General features: G+C 63.7%; 17 protein-coding genes. 7 read left to right on the plus strand and 10 right to left on the minus strand.

The window, feature by feature from the left end; all coding sequences use genetic code 11:
* The 6 genes from corA to ASC86_RS02720 all read right to left on the minus strand — a co-directional run bounded on the left by corA (position 1) and on the right by ASC86_RS02720 (position 8,504).
* Positions 1-978: a magnesium/cobalt transporter CorA gene (gene corA / locus ASC86_RS02695; RefSeq protein WP_056315601.1), complete on the minus strand. Its 978-nt coding sequence runs from the start codon at positions 976-978 to the stop codon at positions 1-3.
* Positions 979-1,308: 330 nt separating this feature from the next.
* Complete coding sequence (apbC, locus tag ASC86_RS02700; RefSeq protein WP_056315604.1) at positions 1,309-2,493, minus strand: iron-sulfur cluster carrier protein ApbC; 1,185 nt, start codon at positions 2,491-2,493, stop codon at positions 1,309-1,311.
* 535 nt (positions 2,494-3,028) lie between these two features.
* Positions 3,029-5,416 carry a methyl-accepting chemotaxis protein gene (locus ASC86_RS02705; protein WP_056315611.1) on the minus strand — a complete coding sequence of 796 codons (2,388 nt, stop codon included), beginning with the start codon at positions 5,414-5,416 and terminating at the stop codon, positions 3,029-3,031.
* A 285-nt stretch (positions 5,417-5,701) separates the two neighbouring features.
* Positions 5,702-6,457, minus strand: coding sequence for a LuxR family transcriptional regulator (locus tag ASC86_RS02710; RefSeq protein WP_056315615.1), 756 nt, complete (start codon positions 6,455-6,457; stop codon positions 5,702-5,704).
* A 200-nt stretch (positions 6,458-6,657) separates the two neighbouring features.
* A complete protein-coding gene (locus tag ASC86_RS02715; RefSeq protein ID WP_056315618.1) occupies positions 6,658-7,398 on the minus strand; it encodes an autoinducer binding domain-containing protein in 741 nt (246 codons plus the stop codon).
* Between the two features lie 323 nt (positions 7,399-7,721).
* Positions 7,722-8,504, minus strand: a complete 783-nt coding sequence (locus tag ASC86_RS02720) for an IclR family transcriptional regulator (protein WP_056318154.1) — start codon at positions 8,502-8,504, stop codon at positions 7,722-7,724.
* Between the two features lie 135 nt (positions 8,505-8,639).
* Here ASC86_RS02720 and ASC86_RS02725 point away from each other — a divergent pair, with 135 nt between their 5' ends.
* From ASC86_RS02725 to ASC86_RS02740, 4 genes are read left to right on the plus strand one after another with little or no spacing between them, the layout of a single operon-like run.
* Positions 8,640-9,410, plus strand: a complete 771-nt coding sequence (locus tag ASC86_RS02725; RefSeq protein ID WP_056315621.1) for an SDR family oxidoreductase — start codon at positions 8,640-8,642, stop codon at positions 9,408-9,410.
* Positions 9,410-10,327, plus strand: a complete 918-nt coding sequence (locus ASC86_RS02730; RefSeq protein WP_056315623.1) for a 2-dehydro-3-deoxygalactonokinase — start codon at positions 9,410-9,412, stop codon at positions 10,325-10,327. The genes ASC86_RS02725 and ASC86_RS02730 overlap by 1 nt, the downstream gene beginning before the upstream one ends.
* 14 nt (positions 10,328-10,341) lie before the next feature.
* Positions 10,342-10,974: a 2-dehydro-3-deoxy-6-phosphogalactonate aldolase gene (locus ASC86_RS02735; protein ID WP_056315626.1), complete on the plus strand. Its 633-nt coding sequence runs from the start codon at positions 10,342-10,344 to the stop codon at positions 10,972-10,974.
* 3 nt (positions 10,975-10,977) lie between these two features.
* Positions 10,978-11,862: an SMP-30/gluconolactonase/LRE family protein gene (locus tag ASC86_RS02740; RefSeq protein ID WP_056315628.1), complete on the plus strand. Its 885-nt coding sequence runs from the start codon at positions 10,978-10,980 to the stop codon at positions 11,860-11,862.
* Positions 11,863-12,105: 243 nt separating this feature from the next.
* Here ASC86_RS02740 and ASC86_RS25535 read toward each other — a convergent pair whose 3' ends face one another.
* Positions 12,106-12,252, minus strand: coding sequence for a hypothetical protein (locus ASC86_RS25535; protein ID WP_156386876.1), 147 nt, complete (start codon positions 12,250-12,252; stop codon positions 12,106-12,108).
* Here ASC86_RS25535 and ASC86_RS02745 point away from each other — a divergent pair.
* Entirely contained in the window at positions 12,251-12,886 is a 636-nt protein-coding gene (locus ASC86_RS02745) for a PRC-barrel domain-containing protein (RefSeq protein WP_056315632.1), read from the plus strand. The genes ASC86_RS25535 and ASC86_RS02745 overlap by 2 nt on opposite strands.
* A gap of 162 nt (positions 12,887-13,048) precedes the next feature.
* Here the strand turns inward: ASC86_RS02745 and ASC86_RS02750 are convergent, their stop codons facing one another.
* A complete protein-coding gene (locus ASC86_RS02750) occupies positions 13,049-14,599 on the minus strand; it encodes a trimethylamine methyltransferase family protein (RefSeq protein WP_056315636.1) in 1,551 nt (516 codons plus the stop codon).
* A gap of 91 nt (positions 14,600-14,690) precedes the next feature.
* On the opposite strand from ASC86_RS02750, the gene ASC86_RS02755 reads away from it, so the two are divergent.
* A complete protein-coding gene (locus ASC86_RS02755; protein ID WP_056315638.1) occupies positions 14,691-15,674 on the plus strand; it encodes a LysR substrate-binding domain-containing protein in 984 nt (327 codons plus the stop codon).
* On the opposite strand, the gene ASC86_RS02760 is transcribed toward ASC86_RS02755, so the two are convergent.
* Together ASC86_RS02760 and ASC86_RS02765 are read right to left on the minus strand one after the other, a co-directional pair.
* Positions 15,623-16,981, minus strand: coding sequence for an EAL domain-containing protein (locus tag ASC86_RS02760; protein WP_056318158.1), 1,359 nt, complete (start codon positions 16,979-16,981; stop codon positions 15,623-15,625). The genes ASC86_RS02755 and ASC86_RS02760 overlap by 52 nt on opposite strands.
* 157 nt (positions 16,982-17,138) lie before the next feature.
* A complete protein-coding gene (locus tag ASC86_RS02765; protein WP_056315641.1) occupies positions 17,139-18,857 on the minus strand; it encodes a response regulator in 1,719 nt (572 codons plus the stop codon).
* Between the two features lie 290 nt (positions 18,858-19,147).
* Here ASC86_RS02765 and mutL point away from each other — a divergent pair, with 290 nt between their 5' ends.
* On the plus strand, positions 19,148-20,962 hold the full coding sequence (gene mutL / locus ASC86_RS02770) for a DNA mismatch repair endonuclease MutL (protein WP_056315649.1): 1,815 nt from the start codon (positions 19,148-19,150) through the stop codon (positions 20,960-20,962).
* The last annotated feature ends 42 nt before the right edge of the window (positions 20,963-21,004 follow it).

Here is a 21,004-nt window from a genome sequence, read left to right on the forward strand (position 1 = left end):
TCAGAGCCAGCCTTTCCAGCGGAAAAAGTAGAACGGGATGATCGCCGAAACCACCATCGCGCCGAGCGCGAGCGGATAGCCGAAGGTCCAGTCCAGTTCCGGCATGAACTTGAAATTCATGCCGTAGAGCGAGGCGACCAGCGTCGGCGGCAGGAAGACCACGGATGCGATCGAGAAAATCTTGATGATGGCGTTCTGCTCGACATTGATCAGCCCCAGCGAGGCATCGAGCAGGAAGGTGATGTTGCCGGAGATGAACGAGGTGTGCTCGGACAGCGACTGAATATCGAGCGAGATCGTCCGGCAGAGTTCCTTGGTTTCCTTGCTCTCCTGCACGGCCGGCAGGGCATAGAGGAAGGTCAGAACACGCGCAAGCGACGCGAGGCTGTCACGCGTCTTGGCGACCAGCCGGTGATGGGCGGCGACATCCATCAGGCGCGCTTCGAGATAATGCGGCGGGCGGCGTTTTCCCGTGCGCTGGGCGTCGAAGACCTGCAGGGAGAGGCCATCCACCCGCGAAACGGCCATTTCCAGGATTTCGGCGGTGCGGTCGACGATGGTTTCGAACAGCCGGGAGACCAGCACGGTGCCGTTGCTGCAGCCGCCGGGAATACGATGCATGGCGGCGCTGAAGAGATCGAAGGAGCGCGGCTCGGCATAGCGCACCGTCACCAGCATGTTCTTCGCCAACACGAAGGCGACGTCGGTGATCTCGGGCTGGTCGCTATCGGCGCGGCAGACGAGCGACGCGGTCATGAACACGGCATTGTCGGCGGTGTAGAGCCGGCTCGACGGCTCGATGTCCTTCAGGTCCTCGCGGGTCGGGATCTCGATGCCGAGGAAAGCCTCGATCAGTTGGTCCTCTTCCTTGTTCGGGCGCAGCAGGTCGATCCAGACGGTTCCGTCGGGCAAGGCGGCTGGCGGCGTTGCCGCGCTGATCGCAACGGCCTCGCCATTGGCGCTATAGGCTTTGATCATCGCGCGTCCCTTATGAAGGCGACGGCAAGGCGAGCCCGCGGATGCGAGCGCAAGATGGAAGCAGCTGCGGGCAGCACGTTCATCAAAAAACTTTCGTCGGGGACGATAGACACTCTTTCACCACGAACATGATCGCACCGGCGATGAGGCAAGACCATCGATCGGAGCGATGCGGGCAGCCATATGGCGCAAGGCCTTCTCAAAATCAATGAGGAATGTGGCAACCCGCCGCTATTCCGCCCAAAGACTTAATTGGGCAACGCAGCAGATGTCAACAGAACGTGGATTGTCCACGGCCCCGCACCGGCGCCGATTGTGGCGCGAATGCGGCTATTCGAAGACGATGTTCGGCATGCCGCGGGCGCCTTCCGACTGGCGGGCCGAAACCTGATCCCAGACGCGGCGGGCGATTTCGCGATAGATTTTCGCCACATCGCCATCCGGCTCGGATTGCACGACCGGGGTGCCGGCGTCGGAGGTTTCGCGGATGCCCATGGTCAGCGGCACTTCGCCGAGGAAGGGAACGCCGATACGCTCGGCCTCCTTGCGGGCACCGCCATGGCCGAAGATGTCGTAGCGATTGCCGGTATCCGGGGCGATGAAATAGCTCATGTTCTCGACGATGCCGAGCACCGGCACCTCGACCTTGCGGAACATGGCAAGCCCCTTGCGGGCATCGATCAGGGCCAGATCCTGCGGGGTGGAGACGATGACGGCGCCGGCGAGCGGCACCTGCTGGGCCATGGTGAGCTGGGCATCACCGGTGCCCGGCGGCATATCGACCACCAGCACGTCGAGATCGCCCCAGGCGACTTCGCGCAGCATCTGCAACAGCGCCGACTGGATCATCGGCCCGCGCCAGATCATCGCCACTTCCTCATCGACGAGGAAGCCCATGGACATGACCTTCAGGCCGTAATTTTCCATCGGCTTGATCAGTCGCCCTTCGAGCTGCTGCGGCCGGCCGGAAATCTTCAACAGGCGCGGCATGGAGGGGCCGTAGATATCGGCATCGAGAATGCCGACGCGCAGGCCGTTCGCCTTCAGCGCCAAAGCGAGGTTGACGGATGTCGTCGACTTGCCGACGCCGCCCTTGCCGGAGGCGACGGCGATGATCGCGCCGACGCCGGGAATGCCGGGCTTCGCCTGCGGCGGACGCTGGCCGGCGGCCGGACCATGGCTGTGGCCGGCATGATCGTGGCCGGCGTGATCGCCGGCGCCTGGCTGCGGCGGGCGGCGCACGGGGGCGGAGCCGGGCGAAGCTTTCTTGTCGGCCGTCAGCGCCACCATGGCACCCTTGACGCCCGGCATTTCCTTGACGACGCGCTCGGCAGCGGCGCGCAGCGGATCAAGCTCCTTGGCGCGCTCGGCCGGCACGGTGATCGAAAAATAGACCTTGGAATCGGAGATGAAGACATCGGAGACGAGGCCCATATCGACGATATTGCCATCCATATCCGGTCCGCGAACGCTTCTCAGCTTTTCCAGAACCTGTTCCTTGGTCACGTCTGCCATCGTCTAAACGCTTTCCTGTCATGCACCATCGGCCGCACAGTCCTGTGCGGTTCATCCTAGATAATCGACGAGCGGCGTTTCGCCAATGACCGGCGCGGAAAAGTCGCGGGGGGTGCGGTAAAAAGCCGTTCCCCGCCTGCGGTGTCCGTCCATCCGGGATCACCGCAGGCGGGGAACGGGGCGCGACCTTCGCGGGCGCTGTCCTTTTTGTAAGTCCCCTCTGGACTTGCAGATAAAGACAAGCAGGAAGCGTGCCAGTTTCGAAAACCTTGGAAAGGCAGGGGATTTCGCGTTTTCTCCGGGAGCGGTCGTGATGTTTTTTTACGCAGCGCCGAGGCATGTGCCGCAATCGGCGGCATGCCACGCCCCCTCCTTCGTCATGCTCGGGCCTGTCCCGAGCATCTGCTGATCCCTCGATTTTCTCGGAGAGGCTGGAAGATCCTCGGCACGAGGCCGAGGATGACGAGAGAGAGAGAGTGTGAAATGCGAGAGGCAACAAGCAGATCCGCGATTGCCGTGGCTCCACTTTAGAGAATCAGAACTCGTCCCAGCCATCATCCGATGTCGCGACCGGGGCACCTCCAAACGCACCGGCGAGCTTCTGGCCGAGCGCGCGGGCCGGTGAGCTGGTGGCCGGGGTCGTCACCGAGGCGGACCTGATCTTGGCCGCGACCGGCATCGCTCGCACGGGCTCGGGACGCGGAGCGGACTTACGGGCGGCCGGCTGGCCGGTGCCATAGGCCTTCTGCGCCACGACCTCGCCGAGATTGAACTTGGAGAGCAGTTCGCCGAGAGCCGCCGCCTCGGCCGCCAGGTTATGGCTGGCGGCGGTTGATTCCTCGACCATCGCGGCGTTTTTCTGGGTGCCCTGATCCATGACGTTGACGGCGCGGTTGATGTCGTTGAGGCCGATCGACTGTTCGCGGGCGGCCTCGACGATCGAGGAAACGCGCAGGTTGATCTCATCGACCTCACGCACGATGACATCGAGCGCGCTGCCGGTCTGGCCGACAAGCTCGACACCGATGCGGACCTGCTCGCCCGATTTGGAAATCAGCGTCTTGATCTCCTTGGCGGCCTGCGCCGAACGCTGGGCAAGCTCGCGCACCTCCTGCGCCACGACCGCGAAACCCTTGCCGGCTTCACCGGCGCGTGCCGCTTCCACACCTGCATTGAGCGCAAGCAGGTTGGTCTGGAAGGCGATGTCGTCGATCACGCTGATGATATTGGAGATTTCGCGCGAGGAGCTTTCGATCTGGCCGACGGCGTCGATGGCGTTGCGCACGATATTGCTCGAAGCCTGCGCGCCGGAGCGGGCGGTCGCGACCAGCTGGCCGGCCTCTTCCGCGCGGGTGGTGGAATCGCGCACCGACGCGGTGATCTCGTCGAGCGCGGCTGCGGTTTCCTCGACGGAGGCCGCCTGCTGCTCGGTGCGGCGGGCAAGATCGTCGGCGGAGGCGCGGATTTCGGCGGAGCCGGCGCGGATGCCCTGGGCATTGTTGCCGACCGAGCGCAGCGCTTCCTGCAGCGTGTTCATAGAGCGGTTGAAATCCTCGCGCAGGCCGTCGAGCGAGCCGATGAAGGGGCGCAGCAGGCGCACCGTCATGTCCCCCTCCGACAGGCGCTGCAAGCCGGTGCCGAGTTCTTCGACGGCAAAGCGCATGTCCTGCTCGTTGCGGGCGACATCGTCCGCGCGGCGCTGACGTTCCTCCTCGCCTGCGGTGCGCGAGATTTCGGCCTCCGATTCGAGGCGCTGCTTGGCAATGGTCGCATCGCGCAGCACGGCAAGCGAGCGGGCAAGGCCGCCGATCTCGTCCTTGCTTTCAACATCGGCGATGGTGATGGCGGTGTTGCCGCGGGCGATTTCGGCCGTCGCCGCGATCACAGCTTCAAGCCGGCGACGGAAGCGGCTGGAGATCAGCACGCCGAGCAGCACGAGCAGCACGGAGGCGGCACCGATGATCGCGACCGCGATCCAGGCCATGTGGGTGAGGTAGGCAAAGACCGTCGCCTTCGGCACGGTGACGATGGCATACCAGGCGGTTTCGGGCAGAAGTTGCACCGGAACAGCAACAGAGAGGGTCGTGGTGCCATCCGCATCCGTCGTTTCCACGGCGGTACCGGGCTTGTCGATCATCCGCTGCCAGGCGGCGCCATCGACATTGCTGTCCTTCAGCGTCTTGCCGAGATTGCCGGGATCGACATGGGCGAGGAAGGCGCCGGTCTGGGAAACCAGCGCGACGTGGCCTTCGCCGAGCGGCTTCATGCCCGACAGCTTTGCCGCCAGCGTATCGAGCGCCAGATCGATGCCGACGATGCCGAGCTGCTTGCCGTCGATGGTGACCGGCGCGGAAAGCGTGGTCATCATAACGTCCTTGCCGTCGATGGCATAGCTGTAGGGCTCGATGACGACGGGCTTCTGTGCCTTGAGGGGCAGCTGGTAGTAATCGCCAACGCCGGCCTTGTCGTAATCGACCAGCGGCGTGACGATGATCTGGCCGCCGGAGCGGACCCAGTAGGGTACGTAACGGCCGGTCGCATCGTGATTGGGCTTGTTTGCGAATTCGGCATCCTTGCCGTCGAAGGCATTCGGCTCCCAGCCGCTCCAGACGCCGAGCGCAAAGGTATTGTCCTCCAGCATCTTCTTCATGATGGCATCAGCCACCGTGCGGTTTGCCGCGCCGGTCAGTTCCATCGCGGAGAAGGTGCTTTGCAGGGCATGGACGAGTTGCAGGCCTTCGGCGATATCCGACTGAATATCGGCTGCGGTCAGTTGCGCGGCGTCGTTCATCTCGGCGATGCTGCGGCGCTCCACTTCGGAATAGGAGATGGAAAACAGCGTGCCCGCCGTCACGACGGTCGCAAGAAGCCCGGTCGCGACGATGGAGAAGATATTGCGGGATGTGGCAGTCTTGAACAGCATCTCGGGTCCTCGATGGCGCGGCGCCGGAGACCAACGAAATACGCCTCGGCTCGTCACGATGTAACTGCGGGAGAAAAAGAGGGCGCGCCGGATCGGCGTCTTCCCGATGAAGTCATTTCATCGGCGAAAGAGTGCATCGCAAGTATTAAAGTTTGTCTAAAATACCGGATGCATGCCGCGCGAACCCCTGAAAAACAAGGGATGCCGGCATAAGAGCTAAAGCATGTCGCGCAAAAGTGTGCGAGCAGTACCGCAAGGAGCTGATCTGAAAGATCGCGACGCGCTTCAGCTGATGTAGCCCTTCTTGATCGCCTTGACGACCGCCTGCGTGCGGTTGACGGCATCGAGCTTCTTGGTCACGTGGTTGAGGTAGTGATTGACCGTATGTTCGGAGAGGCCGAGGATACCGGCGATCTCGGCACTGGTCTTGCCGGCCGCGGTCCAGTTCAGACACTGGATCTCGCGTTCGGAGAGCGTCACCGCGTTCTCCTTGAGCAGGGACGCGATTTCCATCAGGCGGTTGAACACGTGGATTGCGATCATCTGCAATTCCATCATCGTCGCCATCGTGAGGTCGCTCTCGCCGCCCATCCAGATCACCGTCGCCCGCCGGCCGTCGGCGTCATGGACGGGGAAATAATTCGCCTGGGTGATGCCGTACTCGCGCAGCATGGCGAGATAGCTCACCATGTCGGCGGAACTTTCGTTCTCGCGTTCCCAATCCTCGACGGTGATGCAGAAGGGGGTGGTGGTTTCCTTGAGCCGGCGCACGCCGACGCTGTAATGCGCCATCGCCAGGCTGTCGTATTTGCTGACAAGCTCCGCCGGCATATTCGACAGAAGCGCACTGGCGGACAGCTTATCACCATCGAAACCGCGAACATGGCAGATCATGAAGCTCTTGAAGCCGAAGGCCTGGCTGACGCGGCGCATGTAGCGCAACAGGTCGAATTGCGTTTGCAAACCGGCGATCTCCGCGGCGAAGTCGCCTCCACGCGGTCCGTCTCTCTCGATCGTTTCGCCCATTATCGTCTCAGGCATTCACAGACTCCAACACTGCCGTCCGACAGTGGCTCGCAGGCCCATGCGTCCTGCGTCGGGACACTGCTATAATCTTGTTGCGAACAAAAGGCCATCGCTTCACGCAGACATCCACATGGGGGATATCCCCGTGGAAAACATCCACCCCGGCGCGGGCCGAAACCCACCCATGCCGTACAGCCCGGAGCCGGCCACGCCGTTCAATTGATCAACCCGGCACGCAACGCCTTGGCGATGGTCTGCACGCGATTGACGGAATCGAGCTTGCGCGTCGCGCGGCTCAGATAGTGGTTCACCGTATATTCGGAAAGATCGAGGATGCGGGCCATCTCGGTCGTCGTCTTGCCGGCGGCGGCCCAGTTGAGGCATTCGATCTCCCGGCGCGACAGAAGCCCTGCCTTGCGGCCGCGCCGGCTGCCGATCTCGCAGAGGCGGCCGAAAAGATAGCCGGCAAGGAAGGTCAGTTCGCTCATCTCCTGCGCCGTGACCGGCGCACGGCTGCCGCCGAAGCCGATAGCGCCGCGGTGACCGTTAACGTCGTGGACCGGGATATAGAGGCCGCGGCTCAACCCTTCCCGCTCGAAGAGTTCGGTGGCGGCCGTCGTCTTGCCGTCGTCGCGGCTGCAATTGTCGATGCGCGCGTCGTAGGTGAAGGGCACGGTCGAACGGCGCAACCGCTCGATCACCGGGCTGCCCTGCATGATGCAGGCGGAATCGTAAGCACGCAGGAAGCGTTTCGACCAGTTGGTCATGACTATGACTTCTGAGAGCGCGCGGGTCTCCTTGCCCGGCACGTTCATCACCACATAGCCGTCGAAACCATAGGCATCCATGACCTGGCAGAAGGCCTCGCGCAGATCGTCCTCGCGCGTCAGTTCCGACGGGAGCTGTGCCCCGGTCGGCAATGCCAGAGATGTCATGTCGCGACTGAGATCACCCATTTTTCCAGTTTCCGCTCTTGCCGCCCGTCGCTGGTATGCGGCGGAGCCTGATCCTTGCGCTTGCATCCGGCTGATCGGCGCCGGCGTGCCCGCGAATCTGTAACGTTGCACCCGACCCTATAACATTGGTTTCGCGAATCCACGCCTGTTCGAACCGGGAAGGATTTTTACACGTTTCGCGCCCTGTCAGCGATACAATCCGGGCTGCAAACCGGCCTGGGGGATCGGTCGCCACGCCCACGATATATGGGACGCTATCTTCCCGGTTCCAGTCCGTCCACCCGAATTTCCTAATTTACGGTAAACCGAATTGGCGGGGCTGATTAACGGCCAGGACCGAGCTTCAGCGCCGCCTCCTCGCTGATGACCGCGGCGATGCGCCGGACAGATGGCGCCCAGCCTTCGAGCTGCTCCATCGTCACGCGATAGGCCGGGCCGGTGACGGAAATGCCACCGGTGAAGCTCAGTCCCTCGGCGTGGATCGCAGCGGCGACGCAGCGGATTTCCGCCTCATGCTCCTCCCGGTCGAAGGCATAGCCCAGCCGGCGCGCCTCATCGAGATCGCTCATGAGCGAGATGGCATCGCGGTGGGTGTTATCAGTAAAGGTGCGAAACACAAGCTGCGACACCACTTCCCTCAGCGCCACCGGCGAAAGCGCCGACAGCGCGGCCTTGCCGAGCCCGGTGCAATAGACCGGCGATGCATTGCCGATCTGCGACTGCATCCGCACCGTCTGACGGCTCTCGACCTTGTCGAGATAGACGACCTCGCTGCCGCGCAGCACACCGAGATGCACGGTTTCGCCGGTCTCCTCGTGCAGCTTCCTCAGATGCGGGGCGGCGATGGCGCGGAACTCGTTGCCGGCCCAGGCGCGGGCGGCGAATTTCAAGAGGCGCAGTCCGGGCTCATAGGTGAGATCACCGCGCAGCGACAACAGCCCCTCTTCCACCAGATGCGAGAGCTGTCGATGCAGCGTGCCGCGCGGCTGGCTGGCGATGTCGAGGATATCGGTGAAGCGCAGCGGCCGGTCGCTGGAAACGACGATATCGACGAGCGCCAAGGCCTTGCCGAGCGTGCCGGTTCCGGTATCTGGTGCATTCGTCATATTTTTGGGGTCATGCGATGGCATGGGTGGGTTCCAACCTTGACAACCGAGCGTCCGTGGCGCGATTATTCCACATAATAGGATATAGTTCCGAATAATGGAACTTTTCATTTTCACTTCAGGAGAATTGACCTGATGGCTTTTCCGGCCGCCGCGTTTCACGACTTGCAGGGCCGTGGCGTCCTGATCTCGGGCGGCGGCTCAGGCATCGGCGCGGCGCTTGTGGAAGCTTTTGCGCGGCAGGGCGCCCGCGTCGCCTTCATCGACATCGCCGAGGCCGAGAGCCGGGCGCTGGCTGAACGGCTGGCGAATGACTGCGCTTTCGCCCCGGTTTTCCTCCGCGCCGATCTGCGTGACGCCCGTTCGCTTGCCGGGATTGTCGATCAGGCGGCGGCGGCAATCGGGGACATCCGCGTACTGGTCAACAATGCCGCCCGCGACGACCGCCAGAGAATCGAGGATGTGACACCCGAAAGCTGGGACGAGAACCTGTCGATCAACCTGCGTCCCGTCTTCTTCCTCGCCCAGGCTGTCGCACCGCATATGAAGCGGGCCGGCGGGGGCTCGATCGTCAATTTCTCGTCGATCGCCTATCTGTTGAACATGGGCGAAATCCCCGCCTATGCGACGGCGAAGGCCGGCATCGTCGGCCTGACGAAGTCGCTGGCCGGCAGGCTCGGCCCCGACGACATCCGCGTCAATGCCATCCTGCCCGGCATGGTCGTGACCGAACGACAGAAACAGCTGTGGCTCACCGACGCCGCCATTGCCGCCATGCGGGACAAACAATGTCTGAAACACACGCTGATCGCCGATGACATGGTGGGGCCATGCCTTTACCTTGCTTCGGATTGTTCGGCGCGGATGACGGCGCAAACCATGATTATCGACGGAGGCGTATTGTAATGACGGCAGCATCCTATGCGGCAGTCGACTGGGGCACGACGAGCTTTCGGCTGTGGCTGGTCGGCGAAAACGGCGATGTGCTTGCCGAACGCCGCAGCCACGAGGGCATGACCACCGCCGCCAAGACCGGCTTTTCGCCGATCCTCGAAGCACACCTTGCCGCCGTCGGCGCACCCGCACACCTGCCCGTGGTGATCTGCGGCATGGCCGGCGCCCGGCAGGGCTGGGTCGAGGCCGGCTACCTCGATACCCCGGCACCGCTCTCCGGTATCGTCGGCGCGGCGGTGATCGTTCCCGATCCCAACCGCGACATCCGCATCCTGCCCGGCCTTGCGCAGCGCGCAGAAGAACAACCCGATGTCATGCGCGGCGAGGAGACCCAGCTTCTGGGCGCAGCCGGCACGCTCGGCAACGGCAACCACATCGTCTGCATGCCCGGCACCCACAGCAAATGGGTGCGCCTGACCGGCGGCGTGGTCGATGGTTTTTCCACCTTCATGACTGGAGAACTCTTCGACGTCGTCTCCAAGCACTCGATCCTCAGCCATGCCGTCGCCGAGGGCGGCGCCTTCGATGGCGACAACAAGAGTTTCATCGAGGCCGTCATCCGCGCCGGACGCAATCCGGCGATGACCACCAACCTGTTGTTCACCGTGCGCGCCGGCCAGTTGCTGCATGGCCTGCCGGCGCTCGATGCCAAGGCGCGGCTTTCCGGCACGCTGATCGGGCTTGAGATTGCCGGTGCGCTGTCTTCCGCACGGCCGGGCAGCGGCGTCTGCCTCGTCGCTTCCGGCCCGCTTTCCGCCCTTTACCGCTCGGCGCTTTCGGCGCTCGGGCTCGAACCGACCATCATCGATGCCGACGATGCCGTCCGCCGCGGCCTGGCCGCAGCCGCCTGCACCCTCTGGCCCGCCTGAGAAAGAGACCACTGATGAGCCGCATCCCCTTCCCTCCCATGAAATACCCGCTGATCGCCATCCTGCGCGGCCTGAAGCCGAGCGAGACCGAAAGCGTCGTCGGCACGCTGATCGAGGCCGGCTTCACCGCCATCGAGATCCCGCTCAACTCGCCCGATCCGTTCACCTCGATCGAGATCGCCGTGAAGATGGCGCCGGCCGGCTGCCTGATCGGCGCCGGCACGGTGCTGACGACCGATCAGGTCGAGCAGCTCGATGCCGTCGGCGGGCGGCTGATGGTGAGCCCGAATGTCGAACCCGCCGTCATCCGCCTTGCCGCCGATAAAGGTATGGTGACGATGCCCGGCGTCTTCACCCCCACCGAAGCGCTTGCCGCCGCCCGTGCCGGTGCGACGGGTCTCAAATTCTTCCCGGCCAGCGTGCTTGGCCCTTCCGGCATTTCGGCGATCCGCGCCGTGCTTCCGGCGGAGCTGGAAATCGCCGCCGTGGGCGGCGTCTCCGAGACCAACTTCGCTGATTACGCCAAGATCGGCGTGAAGAGCTTCGGCCTCGGCTCCAGCCTCTACAAGGCCGGCATGGATGCGGCCGAAGTCGGTAAGCGCGCCAAGGCGACCCTTGCCGCCTATGACAGCGTTTACGGAGGCTGATCGATGACCGAGACGATCGCCTTTTCCGGCAGTATTCTCTGCGACGCAGCCCTTCAACTCGGCGAAGGCCCGGCCTACGATCCCGCCACCGGCACCGTCTGGTGGCACAATATCAAGGGCAAGGAGTTGCACGCGCTGCATCTCGAGAGCGGCGAAAAGCAGGTGCATGCCATGCCCTTCCTGTCGAGCGTCGTTGCGGTGATCGATCCCCAGCGGCAACTGATCGTTTCCGACGACGGGCTTTTCACCCGCGATACGAAGTCCGGCGCGCTGACGCAATTCGGTTCGCTGGAAGACAAGCCGGGCAACCGCTCCAATGACGGGCGGGTGCACGCCTCCGGCAATCTTTGGATCGGCACAATGGGCCGCAGCGCCGAGAAGAATGCCGGCGCCATCTATCACGTCGCCGGCAGCACTGTGACCAAGCTTTACGACGGCATCAGCATCCCGAACAGCATCTGCTTCTCGCCGGATGGCAAGACGGCGTATTTCGTCGATTCCATGGTCAACCACATCATGCGCGTCGATCTCGACCCGGCGACCGGCCTGCCGGTCGGCGATGCAACCCTCTTCTCCGACCAGAGCGGCAAGGGTGGCGATGTCGATGGCTCCGTCTGCGACGCGGACGGCCTTTTGTGGAATGCGCGCTGGGGACAAGGCGCGGTCGATGTCTATCGTCCGGATGGCACGCATCTGAAGCGCTACGCCGTGCCCGCCGTCCAGTCGAGCTGCCCAGCCTTCATCGGCGCGAAGGCGGACCGCCTGATGGTGACCTCCGCCTGGGCGGACATGGACGATGCCGCCCGCGCGGCCGATCCCCATGCCGGCAAGACCTTCGATCTCGGCATCACCGTCAACGGCCGTTTCGAACCGGCTTTCCGGCTCTAGGGCGGTTTTCTCCTCCGTCACGCCCCTCTCTTTCGTCATGCTCGGGCTTGACCCGAGCATCCACCGGCCTCTCCATTCGGTATGGCCTGGTAGATCCTCGGGTCAAGCCCGAGCATGACGATGGAGGGTGTGGCACGGCTTGTTGTCGGCCGCTGCCAGCGCCAGAAAGCGATTGGCCCCGGCACCTTTTCCGCAACCGCAGGAACACTATCGAGCACAAAATTCCTGCGCCTTGCCGCGGTCTCAAGCCAAAAAGTTCCATAAATTCAGCGGCATTTTTTTCGGAACCACTTTTTGCATCTGACGTTGTTCAGGCATCACCGGTGCGGCGGACCCATCTCCCATCCACGCGCCCTGATCGACAAAGAGAACGAAAGGCAGGTTTGACATGACCAAGAAACTCGTAGCTTCCGTCGCCGCAGGTGCCCTCCTTGCCGGCGTCACCGTATTTGCCCCGGCAAGTTTTGCGCAGAGCGCGACCCAGCCGGACGCCGCCACCACCCAGCCGATGGAAACCCCATCGACCGGCGAACAGCCGGCGATGAAGCCGGTCACCCCGTCCGACCAGTCTGCTGACGCGGCCGCTCCGGCCGGTGGTCCGGGCTTCCTCAGCGAGCAGACCGAAGACCAGATCGCGGCCAGCACCTATATCGGCCAGTCGGTCTATAACGCCAAGGACGAGCGCATCGGTGAGATCAACGACGTGATCTTCACCAAGGACGGCTCCGTCGAAGCGGCCGTGATCGGTGTCGGCGGCTTCCTCGGCATCGGCGAAAAGAACGTCGCCGTTCCGCTCGATACGATTGCCGTGGCAACCGTGCCGAACTCCGACGACCTGAAGCTGACGACGCAGGAAACTGCGGATTCGCTGAAGAACGCGCCGGAATTCAAGACCCGTTCGCAGGTCGTGGCCGAGCGGAATGCCAATACCCCGGTCGATACCTCGACCACGTCATCCACGACGCCGACCACGACGGCGCCGGCCGGTGGCATGACGCCGGCCGATCCGGCCACCAATAACTAACAATAAGGCCGGATAAAATGCGAAACGGCGGTGCTGATGCGCCGCCGTTTCCATGTCCGTCTTAGAGTATGCCAGGTTCAGATTGAACCAGGCATACTCTAGATTTTTTTGATTTCGTTTGTCTTTTAGGGAAAACCGGTTCCCACTTTTCCCTGACAAACTCTAATACCAGGCATCCGCCATGCTGGTCTTGCGCCGGTTCATGTAGTCTAGCAGCGCTTCGTCGACGGCTACATCCAGAGGCGGCGCTTCGTATTCGGAGAGCGTCTTTTTCCACAGCCGGTTGGCGCGGGTCGCCATGTCGGTCGAACCGCCCTCCTCGCTCCATTTCTCGAAGGGCTCGTTGTCGGACAGGGCCGAGTCCCAGAAGGCCGTCTGGTAGTTGCGCATCGTATGATCGCAGCCGAGGAAGTGGCTGCCGGGGCCGACCTGCAGGAAGGCATCCATCGCCAGCGTGTTGTCGTCGACGACGACGCCGGCCAGATAGGAATGCAGCGCCCCGCAGAAATCCGTATCCATCATGAACTTCTCGTATGACATGGCGAGCAGCCCATCGACGAAGCCGGCGGAATGCAGGATGAAATTCGCGCCGCAATGCACGGCCGACATCATCGACATCACGCCTTCCTGCATCGCCTGCGCATCCGGCAGCTTGGAATTGGAGAAATTGCCGGCGCAACGCAGCGGCAGCTTCAGCCGGCGGGCGAGCTGGCCGATGACCATGGAGCCGATGGCAGGCTCCGGCGTGCCGAAGGTCGGCGAGCCCGAGCGCAGCGACATGGAGGAGAGGAAATTGCCGAAGATCACCGGCGCACCCTTGCGCTCCAGCTGCGTCAAGGCACAGCCGGCCAGCGTTTCCGCATAGGATTGGGCGATGGCGCCGGCATTGGTGACCGGACCCATGGCGCCGCCGAGGATGAAGGGAACGATGACCGCCGCCTGGTTTGCCCGCGCATAGGCGCGCAACGATTTCGTCATCGTGCCATCCCAGACGAGAGGGGAATTGACGTTGACGTTGCCGAGGATGACACAGTTCTTATCGACGAAATCCTTGCCGAAGACGATACGGGCCATGTCGATCGAATCTTCGGCCCGATCTTCCGCCGTGATCGAGCCCATGAAGGCGCGGTCGGAATATTTGATGTGGCTGTAGACCATATCGAGATGGCGCTTGTTGACGGGGATATCGACGGGCTCGCAGATCGTGCCGCCGGAATGATGCAGCCATGGGCTCGACTGGGCGAGCTTGATGAAGTTGCGGAAATCCTCCAGCGTGCCGTAGCGGCGGCCCTTGTCGAGGTCCATGACGAAGGGTGAGCCATAGGCCGGCGAGAAGACCACGTTCCGGCCGCCGATCTCGACATTGCGGGCGGGATTGCGGGCATGCTGGGTGAACTGCGCCGGCGCCGACGAGACGATCTCGTTGAGCATACCCGGCTCGAAGCGCACCAGCACGCCATCGACGTTAGCGCCAGCCTTCTTCCAGTGATCGAGGGCAACCGGATCGTCGCGGAACTCGATACCGACCTCGGAGAGGATACGGTCCGCGACTTTCTCGATCTTCACGAGATTTTCCTCGCCGAGAATGTCGTAGGTCGGGATATTCCGGGCAATGTAAGGCACGCCGATCTTCTGACCGCCATGGCCGCGTTGCGGGCGGGCGCCTCGGCTGCGGCGCTGCGGTGCGGCTTCTGTCATCTCGAGCGTATCCATAGGTCGTTCTCCCCTCGTTTGAACTGATGGTAATGGGGAAAAACCCAACTGTAACGCTGGAAAAATCTGCGTCATGCTATAAACTGAACTTATGGAAACCTTTCGCCGCCTCCTGCCCTCCGCCTCCAGCCTCGTCGTCTTCGAAGCGGCTGGCCGCCACCAGAATTTCACCCGCGCGGCACAGGAACTGGGCATGACGCAGGCGGCCGTTTCCTATGCCGTGCGCGGGCTGGAGGACCAGCTCGGCGTGCCGCTGTTCCACCGCGTGCACCGTGCCGTTCACCTCACCGAAGCGGGGGAGAAATTTCATGCGGACGTGACGCTCGGCCTGTCGCGCATCCAGAAATCGGCGGAGGATATACGGGCGAAGAAGCGCGAGACCAATGTGACGCTCGCCGCCTCCACCGCCTTTGCCTCGATGTGGATGCTGCCACGGCTGGCCCAGCTTCGCGCCGACCTGCCGGAAATCGACCTGCGCATCCAGACGAGCGTGCGGGACATCGATCTGGAGGAGGAGCCCATCCCGCTCGGCGTGCGCGGCGGCGATCCCGCCAGTTGGCCGCGCTACCATGCCGCCCTGCTCGCGCCGGAGGTAATCGTGCCGGTTGCGACCCCGGCCTTCGTCGAGGCCAACGGCACTCCCGCCTCGCCGGCAGACCTCGTGCGGCATCGACTGATCCATCTGGAAGAACCGGTGCGGCAAGCCTGCGACTGGCCGGAATGGTTTGCCAGCGCCGGCATTTCCTATCCGCCGCAATCGCGGCGCCTCGCGATCAACGATTATGTGCTGGTGGTGCAGGCGGTACTGGCGGGGGAAGGCGTGGCGCTCGGCTGGCAGCACCTGATCGAGCGGCAGATGCGCTCCGGCGCACTGGTGCCGGTCGGTGGCCATGTGCTGGAAACCGGACTTGCCTTCTACGTGGTCTGGCCACGCTCGCGCGAGCTTAACCATCAGGCGCGGCGGGTGCGCGACTGGTTGCTGGAGGAAGGGCGGAAAGAGCGGGAGGATAGCGCCGAGGCGCTTCAGACGGCGATGGCGGCGGGTTCGGCTTCGCCATATTTCCCGGCGAGATAACGGCGCGTCGTCGTCGCATCGGCCGGCTTGCCGTAGAAATAGCCCTGCCCCATGCCGCAGCCGAGCGCCTTCAGCTTCAGGGCCTCGGAGAAATTCTCGATGCCTTCGGCCACGACCTGCAGGTTAAGCCCGTCGCACATGGCGACGATCGCCTTGACGATGTGCTCGCAGGCCCGGTCGGTGGAAATCTGCGAGACGAAGGCGCGGTCGACCTTGACCTTGTCGAAGGCGAATTCGCGCAGACGGCCGAGGCTCGACTGGCCGGTGCCGAAATCGTCGAGCGCGATGCGCACGCCGGCTTCGCGCAGTTCGGCAATGATCTTTTTGGCGGTGTCGGCGTCCATCATGACCGCCGTTTCGGTGATTTCCAGCTCCAACCGGCGCGGATCGAGCCCGGCGCGGTGGATGATGCCGAGCACGTTTGCGGCGGTGTTCGGATCGGTGAGCTGCGCGGACGACAGGTTGAAGGAGAGGAAAAGCTCCTTCGGCCAGGAGAGCGCCGTCTGCGCCGCCTTGCGCAGCAACGCTTCCGACAGCGAATCGATGAAGCCCCGCTCTTCGGCCAGCGGCACGAAGACGGCCGGCGAGACATAGCCGAGATCGGGATCGCACCAGCGCGCCAAGGCCTCGAAGCCGACGACCATGTCGTTCTTCAGGTTGACGATCGGCTGGAAATGCACGTCCACCTCGTCGGCGATCACGGCATTGCGCAGCGCCTGTTCGAGCTGGGTAGAACGTTTCATCTCCTGCGCAATCTCTTGCGAATAGACGGTGATCTGGCCGCGGCCGCGGCGCTTGGAGCGGTAGAGCGCGGTGTCGGCGCTCTTCAGGAGGTTCTCGAATTCATCGCCGGCAAAGGGATAGACCGCAAAGCCGAAGGAGGCGGAAAGGCGCACATTGCGCTCGCCGAGATCGAAGGGGGCGGACAGCACTTCCTTCAGCATCATGCCCATGCGCTCGGCCGTCTTGCGCTCGAAGACCAGCGGCAGGATGAAGGCGAATTCGTCGCCGCTGGCGCGGATGACGGAAGCGCCGTCCGGCACGCAGGCGACCAGCCGGTTTGCCACCTGGCGCAGGATGGTATCGCCGGCCTCGGGGCCGAAAAGATCATTGATCGGCTTGAAGCCGTCAAGATTGGCAAGGCCGATGGTGAAGGGTGCTGGATCGCTGGCGCGCTCGGCGGCAAGCGCGCGCACCTTGTCGCGCAGGTCCTGCGCGTTGCCGAGACCGGTCAGGGGATCGACGTTTGCAATCCCGTGCAATCTGCTTTCGACGATGTGCTGAGACGAAGCTTCAGCAGGATTCATAAACACATTCCCGGCCTTGGTCAGGGCATTCTCGGTTGGCTCGACCATGGCCAACGAAAGTTAACAATTGGACAGTAAATGGTGCCTACTTCCGGTAGCGGCATGGCGAATTCTGACGAGTTGACAGCGCTGCCTTGCCTTGCACGGCGGGCGTGTCTCAACCAGCCAGCCTCTCCTCCCGGATGCCGACGAATTTGCGGTAGACCGCCTCGATCATGTCGGGGCTGATCGGCTTTGTGATGTAGTCGTCCATGCCGGCGGCGCGGCTGCGATCGATGTCGATGTCGAGCGCCGGCGTGGTGACGGCGATGATCGGGGTGCGGGGTGTGGAACCGCCTTCCGCGGCGCGGATCGCCAGCGCCGCATCGAATCCGTTCATGACCGGCATGGAAAGATCCATCAGCACGAGGCTCGGCCGGTGCTCCTGCCACAGCCGCACCGCCTCCTCGCCATTGACGGCAAGCCGGTAGCTGATGCCGAGGCCTTCGAGTATCTGGGCGAAGACGAACTGATTGATCTCGTTATCCTCGGCCACCACCACCTCGACCTCGGGCGGCCGGTCGGTGACCACCGGCTCGTCCGGCACGATCATCTCCCAGGCGGCAGACGGTTCGGGTGTCCCCGGCCGTGGCATGCGGGCATATTCGACCAGCGTCTCGATATCGGCATGCAGGTCGGCCAGCTTCCTGTCGCGGCCGACGATCAGGAAGGGCGAGGCGTTCCAGGCCGACAGGACGGATCGGATGTCGCTGCTTTCGGCATCGACCAGCAAGAGATCGATGGCAAGACCGTGGCCGTGGGCGGCCTCGGCAAAGGCGGAAAGTTCCTTGCGGTCGCGCACCGCGCAGGCATCGAAACCCCAGCGACCGAGCTGCGGCACCAGCCACTCCTCCATGCCGGCGGACTGGGCAAGCACCAGCACGCGGCGCGGCGCGGCGGCGGCCGGCTCGATGATCGACACGGCTTCCTTGATGTGCTGGATATCGACGGAGCGAAACGGATCGTAGCAATTCTGCGCCGGCTCGAAGATATCGTAATTCTTGATGCGCAGCGGCTCGTTGGCCCGGAACTCGGCTCCGGCCACCAGCGCGTTGACGTCGTCCATGCAGGTGACGAGCAGGTATTTGCCGGCCTCGCCGACGCGGAACTTGCGGGTGAGCACCCACAGGTCTTCGCCATCGCTGCGCACCAGCTGTTCGGCAAGTGTGAAGGGTTCGCCCGTTTCCAGCACATGCCGGTCGGAGCGTTCGAATTTTTCGGCAAGCTCGGGCTCGACGAGATCCCAAACCGAACGGCCGAGGATCGCCTCCGGCTCGACGCCGTGGATGGCGCAGAAGGCACGGTTGACGCCAATATAGGTCAGGCCGCGATCCTTGACGAAGAGCGGGTTCGGCAACTGGTCGAGAATGTTTTCGGTGACGCCGATGCGCTCCATGTCGAGGTGAAGCTGTTCCTCGCGTTTCTTCTGCTCGGAAATATCGGTGAAGGACACGACACCGAGGCCGTTCGACAGGCGGCGCATGCGCACGCTTGCCCAGCGCTGCTGGCCGATGCGCTCGACGGTCTCGTGGCGCTCGCGCCAATGATAGGAAATCCGCTCGGCGATCCAGTCGTCGCGGTTGACGCGGCGGCGGCTCTGTTCCGGCGAGGTGATGCCGCGAAGCCCGGTATCGTAGACGGCGCCGAGGAAATCGCGCAGCCGCGTGCCGGGCGCAATGAATTCCCGTGCAATGGCATAGAGCTGCAGAATCGGGCGGCTCGCGAAGACGATCTCGTCATTCTTGTCGCAAACCAGAATGGCCAGGCCAAGAGCATCGGACGTCGCTTCGAGCATCGCGTTCTGGATGTCTGCGCCGGGCGACGCCACATCATTCATTGCATGGTCCTCATTTCGCCTTGACGGCTTCTTCTGGGGGACATGCTGACGGTATTGCCGCGCGGGCAATGCCGGGGGAAGAAAGGTTCCAGCGCGGCCAGCGACGCGGCGGTTTCCCCAGGAACAAACCCGTGCTCATTCAGGTTCACCGGGAAAAATCGCAGCTTTATATTAAAGGCAGATTAAAAATCCGGCCGCCCGTTTGGACGCTTTCACGGCAAACCGCAGATCGCCGGGGATGGCGGCATCATCGGCCTTTCCAGCGACCGCCGAATCCGCGAAAATAGGCGATGCCGATCAAACAGCTTTCCGAAACCCTGATCAACCAGATCGCCGCCGGCGAGGTCATCGAACGCCCCGCCAGCGCCGCCAAGGAGCTGATCGAGAATGCGCTCGATGCCGGTGCGACCCGCATCGAGATCGCCACCGCCGGCGGCGGCAAGACGCTGCTGCGCGTCACCGACAACGGCTCCGGCATGGGGCCGGAGGATCTGGAGCTTGCCGTCAAGCGCCATTGCACCTCCAAGCTCGACCAGGACCTGACCGATATCCGCACGCTGGGCTTTCGCGGCGAGGCGCTGCCCTCGATCGGCTCGGTGGCGAAGCTCACCATCTCCAGCCGGCCTGCCGGCGCCAGCGAAGGTGCGCAGATCAGCATCACCGGCGGCCGGGTCGATAAGGTGCGGCCGGCGCCGGCCAATACCGGCACCGTCGTCGAGGTGCGCGACCTGTTTTTCGCCACCCCGGCGCGCCTGAAATTCATGAAGACGGAAAAGGCGGAGGCCTCGGCCATTTCCGAGGTCGTGCGCCGCATGGCGATCGCGTTTCCCGAGGTGCGGTTCGTGCTGTCCGGCTCTGATCGCACGACGCTCGAATTCGCCGCGACCGGCGCCGACCGGCTGGCCCGCATCGCCCAGGTGCTCGGCCGCGATTTCCGCGACAATGCCATCGAGATCGATGCGGAGCGCGAGGGCGTGCGCCTTTCGGGATTTGCAGGCGTGCCGACCTTCAATCGCGGCAACTCGCTGCAGCAATATGCCTTCGTCAACGGCCGGCCGGTGCAGGACAAGCTGATCTGGTCGGCGCTCCGGGCCGCCTATGCCGAAACCATTCCGCAGGGGCGCTATCCCGTCGCGGTTCTGTCGCTGACGCTCGATCCAGAGCTGGTCGACGTCAACGTGCATCCGGCGAAATCCGACGTGCGCTTCCGCGATCCCGGCCTGGTACGCGGGCTGATCGTCGGCGCAATCCGCCAGGCGCTGACCATGGGCGGCGACCGGGCGTCCACCACCGGCGCCAGCGGCCTGATGCGCGCCTTCCGCCCCGAGCCGCCACGGCCGGCGGCGAACTGGCCCGGAAACTGGAGTGCCGCGACATCTCCCTATCGTTCGACAAGCTTCCATGCCGCACCGCGGAACGATTTTGCAGAGGGGACACAGACGGCCTTCGACACGCTGACGACGCCGTCCGCCCGCGTCCAGAGTTTCGAGGCACCGGTGCGTGAGGCGGCAACGCCGGAACCGCAGCATCCGCTGGGGGCGGCCCGCGCGCAGTTGCACGAAAACTATATCGTCGCCCAGACGGCGGACGGGCTCGTCATCGTCGATCAGCATGCGGCGCATGAGCGGCTGGTGTTCGAGGCCTTGCGCAAAGCACTGAATGCGCGGCCGATCCCGGCGCAGGCGCTGCTCATCCCGGAGATCGTCGATCTACCCGAGGACGATTGCGACCGGCTGATCGCCCATGCCGGCGAGTTCTCACGGCTCGGGCTAGGCATCGAGCGCTTCGGGCCGGGGGCGATCGCCATCCGCGAAACGCCGTCGATGCTCGGCGAGATGGATGCGGTGGGGCTGGTGCGGCAACTGGCCGACGAGCTTGCGGAATGGGATACGGCGTCCGGTCTGGCGAGCCGCCTCGATTATCTCGCCGCCACCATGGCCTGCCACGGCTCGGTGCGCTCCGGCCGGAGGCTCAGGCCCGAGGAGATGAATGCGCTGCTGCGGCAGATGGAGGAGACGCCGGGCTCCGGCCAGTGCAACCATGGCCGGCCGACCTATATCGAGCTGAAGCTCAGCGATATCGAGCGGTTGTTCGGGCGGAGTTGAGGGGACGTGGGATTCAGCGAAGGCCCCTCCCCAACCCTCCCC

Origin of the sequence: Rhizobium sp. Root1212, assembly GCF_001424985.1 — a bacterium.
Lineage (GTDB): Bacteria > Pseudomonadota > Alphaproteobacteria > Rhizobiales > Rhizobiaceae > Pararhizobium.

Bases quoted from the DNA above. Each gene is read 5' to 3' on its own strand.
- ASC86_RS02710 (WP_056315615.1), bottom strand. From the start codon at position 6,457: ATGCCTGAGACGATAATGGGCGAAACGATCGAGAGAGACGGACCGCGT.
- ASC86_RS25535 (WP_156386876.1), bottom strand. From the start codon at position 12,252: ATGTCAAACCTGCCTTTCGTTCTCTTTGTCGATCAGGGCGCGTGGATG.
- ASC86_RS02755 (WP_056315638.1), top strand. From the start codon at position 14,691: ATGGAAACCTTTCGCCGCCTCCTGCCCTCCGCCTCCAGCCTCGTCGTC.
- ASC86_RS02720 (WP_056318154.1), bottom strand. From the start codon at position 8,504: ATGACGAATGCACCAGATACCGGAACCGGCACGCTCGGCAAGGCCTTG.
- ASC86_RS02715 (WP_056315618.1), bottom strand. From the start codon at position 7,398: ATGGGTGATCTCAGTCGCGACATGACATCTCTGGCATTGCCGACCGGG.
- ASC86_RS02745 (WP_056315632.1), top strand. From the start codon at position 12,251: ATGACCAAGAAACTCGTAGCTTCCGTCGCCGCAGGTGCCCTCCTTGCC.
- ASC86_RS02735 (WP_056315626.1), top strand. From the start codon at position 10,342: ATGAGCCGCATCCCCTTCCCTCCCATGAAATACCCGCTGATCGCCATC.
- ASC86_RS02730 (WP_056315623.1), top strand. From the start codon at position 9,410: ATGACGGCAGCATCCTATGCGGCAGTCGACTGGGGCACGACGAGCTTT.
- ASC86_RS02705 (WP_056315611.1), bottom strand. From the start codon at position 5,416: ATGCTGTTCAAGACTGCCACATCCCGCAATATCTTCTCCATCGTCGCG.
- ASC86_RS02750 (WP_056315636.1), bottom strand. From the start codon at position 14,599: ATGGATACGCTCGAGATGACAGAAGCCGCACCGCAGCGCCGCAGCCGA.
- mutL (WP_056315649.1), top strand. From the start codon at position 19,148: ATGCCGATCAAACAGCTTTCCGAAACCCTGATCAACCAGATCGCCGCC.
- apbC (WP_056315604.1), bottom strand. From the start codon at position 2,493: ATGGCAGACGTGACCAAGGAACAGGTTCTGGAAAAGCTGAGAAGCGTT.
- ASC86_RS02740 (WP_056315628.1), top strand. From the start codon at position 10,978: ATGACCGAGACGATCGCCTTTTCCGGCAGTATTCTCTGCGACGCAGCC.
- ASC86_RS02725 (WP_056315621.1), top strand. From the start codon at position 8,640: ATGGCTTTTCCGGCCGCCGCGTTTCACGACTTGCAGGGCCGTGGCGTC.
- ASC86_RS02760 (WP_056318158.1), bottom strand. From the start codon at position 16,981: ATGAATCCTGCTGAAGCTTCGTCTCAGCACATCGTCGAAAGCAGATTG.
- ASC86_RS02765 (WP_056315641.1), bottom strand. From the start codon at position 18,857: ATGAATGATGTGGCGTCGCCCGGCGCAGACATCCAGAACGCGATGCTC.
- corA (WP_056315601.1), bottom strand. From the start codon at position 978: ATGATCAAAGCCTATAGCGCCAATGGCGAGGCCGTTGCGATCAGCGCG.